Raw genomic sequence first — 3,054 nt, forward strand, 5'->3', positions numbered from 1 at the left:
GATCAAGGAGTAGCTCAGCCTGCCGACCAGCACCGCCGGCAAGTCGGCAATGGTTCGCGCAATGCCGTAGATGCCAAGCACCGCAAGCGGAATGGCATGGCCGAGATAGAGCTTGTCGAAGCTCGCGCAGAGAAAGGAAAGCAAGGAAGAAAGGAATATCCACCTGCCGAACGACATGATCTCGCGGGCATAGGTAGCGTGCCAGGCGAACCACGTGCGGCCGTAAGGCAAGAGGTAACTTGCCACCGTTCGCACGACGATGGTCATCAAATTGGCGAAGAGAAGCGACCAGATCGTCGGACTATACAGCGCCAGCGCAATCACGAAGATCGCATTCACGAATTCGACCATGAGGTCGAACAGATTCAGCTTCACGAACAAAAGCTGACGCTGCAGCATGTAAATGGAGACCGACGCGCCGCCCATCAAAGCGAGGCCTATCGCTGATATCTGGATCGCCGAAGACGGCAGGGCGTAGAGCTGCCCCAGCGGTGCGGCCAGAGCAAACATCAGGCTGAAAAGGATAGCGCCACGAACAAACTGGATGGTCCAGGCGGTATCGCGGAAGCGACGTTCCTCGCCCTTGCTATTGTGGACGATGTTCTGGCCGATACCGACATCGGAGACAAGTTCGATGCCGTTGCGCAAGGTACTGATGATAAGCATCATGCCAAAGACTTCGGGCAGAACCAGCCGCGACAGGATCACGTTCGACCCGAAGCGCAGCACTACGGAGACGAAATAGGCACCCGTGGTCCAGATTGCCCCGTGGAGGAGCCGTTTCGACGAAATAGCCATCAGGCCATGCCTATCCTGTTGCCTGAAAGCTTATAGAAGCTGGGCCCTATCGTTTGAACGGCGGAAGCCACTGGAACGCCGGTTCTGGATCGCAGCGATTGAGGATCGATCCCGCCAGCTTTTCCCAAACTGAAGGCGTCGCTGACAATGCCGCGGTGAGCGCTTCGTCCGACACACGACCGGCTTCCACGACAAGCAGGAACGAATCGATGAAGCGTGCTGATGCGCGGAGATCACCTGCCGCATCAAGCGGCGGCAGGTCGAAAACCACGAGATCATAGGACGTCACATCGTCCAGCAGGTTTTCCATGCGGCCCGACCAAAGCATCGGCGTCGTTTTGCCGGCCTGGCCGTAGGGCAAAACGTCCAACCCGGTTCGCGCATCCTGGACGACCAGTGCCGCCAGATCGCGTTCTCGACCCTCAAGATAGTCGATGAGGCCCCGCCGGCCCGCATGCTGCATCAATTTCGACAGTTCCGGCCGATAGGCCTGTGCATCGACGAGCAAAACGCGTTTGCCCATCTGAACCGCGTGAAGCGCCAGATTGGCTGCCAGAACCGTCTTACCTTCACTGGAGAATGTCGAGGTGACGCCAAGCGATTTCGTATGTGGTACCCCGATCAAGGGAAGAATGCTGACGTTTGCCAGCCGCAACGCCTGCCATTCCGGCGAACCCGATCGACCGGCAATCTCTGACAGCAGCGCAAGGCTCGGTTTTGGCGAGCCCGCGTCCAGCCTCGGGATCACACCGAAACACTCTGCTCCGGTCACTGAGGCGAGTTGTTCCGGTCGGCGGAAGCTACGATCGAGAAACGCCAGTGCCAGCGCGGCTACAAAACCAGCTGCGGCACCGACGATCCCTGCCAAAGCGATGATCACGATGCCGCGCGGATTGCTCTTGTCGATCGGCGGTGCGGCAGCCGACATGACCTGCGCTTTCGGACCAGCCTCGCGAAGCCGGTCCCGAAGCCATCCGCTGGCGGATTGCACGGCTTCGGAGCGATCGGCTTCCTGCTTGGCCATATAGGCGCGCGCCACCTCGTTGGCGATGTTCGCCGCATCTTGCGGCGTCCGGGAGGTATAGCGGATCTCGACGAGATTGCTCTGACCGAGCCGCTGGATGGCAAGGCCCCCGCGCAGGGCCTTGATCGCGCTCTGCTGATTGGAGGCGTCGGGTCCACCTAGCTTCAGCGTCTGAAGGACACTGGAAAGTACGGGCGTCGAACCGATGGTCTCTATTTGTGTCTCGAGGAAGGTCGGGTCGAACTGAGACTCGGTGAAGAACGCGTCTTCGCCGCTGGTCGACAATCTCAGATTGGTGATGGTGAGGACAGCCGACGCCGTGTAGTGCGCGGGGCGAAGCGCGACATAGCCGACGGCAAGTGCGGCGCACAGAAGGGCTCCAGCGATGATGAGCCAGAGCCGTTTCAAGCCCGAGCGAATCATCCAGCGCCAGTCGTAGAGACTGGCCTCCGGCGCCACGCGCTGCTGGATCAGCAATTCCTTCGGATGGCGCGTTTCTAACATGGAGAAGCCTTCGATATGCCGGCGCGAAATCGTCAGGGCCGCGTCGATTGTGTTTCGACCGGAAGGGTGCCGGTTGTCTCGGCCGCCACTCTGAACACCTTGACGATATCGCCAGGCTGAACACGCGTCGTCTCGGTCGCGTCGAACTCGGTCGTGCCGTTATCATCAGTCCGCACGATGCTGAAACGTAGCTGCGGGGCGGACTCGGCGTCGATCAGGCGGGAGAGGTTCGACGAATAATAGGCGGCGCTGTCCAGGATGCGAACGGAGGTATCATTCTGTTCAGCGATCGCGCGAAGATCGATCGCTATGCGTTGGGCACCAGCGAGCGCTGTGGCACGGCGCTGCTCGTCCAAACTGGCGATCTCACCAGTCGCCGTATTGATCTCCTGTCGCGCGCGCAGCTTGGCGATCTCCAAATCCTGTCGCTCGCGCTGGACGTCGCTCAGGCTGCGCTCCAGCGGGCCTAGACGATGAACGGCAAGGCCCTGTTTGGCCAATCGGCGGATCGTTTCCAGTTCGCTTTGCGTTGAACTAAGTTTCATGGCGACATCCGCAAGCTGCCGGTCCAACGCTGCGATCTCCTGCTCACGCATGGCAATGGAGGCCTCAAGGCTGCGCCGTTCGGCGCGATAGCGGCCGAGTTCCGTGGCGAAGAGACGGCTCTGCTCCTCAACGGCCTTCGCATATTCGGGCGACGCATCGCCGGGCACAGCGCCGATCTTGTC

General features: G+C 60.3%; 3 protein-coding genes. All 3 read right to left on the reverse strand.

What is annotated here, in order from left to right; translation table 11 throughout:
• Window positions 1–798, reverse strand: a 798-nt coding sequence (locus AC1DUU_RS27615; protein ID WP_476786541.1) for an oligosaccharide flippase family protein, incomplete at its 3' end; no start/stop codon positions are given.
• A 46-nt stretch (window positions 799–844) separates the two neighbouring features.
• Window positions 845–2,326 (reverse strand): tyrosine-protein kinase family protein, encoded by a 1,482-nt coding sequence (locus AC1DUU_RS27620; RefSeq protein WP_476786542.1) that lies wholly within the window; start codon window positions 2,324–2,326, stop codon window positions 845–847.
• Between the two features lie 32 nt (window positions 2,327–2,358).
• Window positions 2,359–3,054: hypothetical protein (locus tag AC1DUU_RS27625; protein WP_476786543.1), on the reverse strand; the 696-nt coding region annotated here is incomplete at its 5' end.

The sequence above is a fragment of the Aminobacter sp. P4_H6_2 genome (assembly GCF_056400805.1).

Bases quoted from the DNA above. Each gene is read 5' to 3' on its own strand.
- AC1DUU_RS27620 (WP_476786542.1), bottom strand. From the start codon at position 2,326: ATGTTAGAAACGCGCCATCCGAAGGAATTGCTGATCCAGCAGCGCGTG.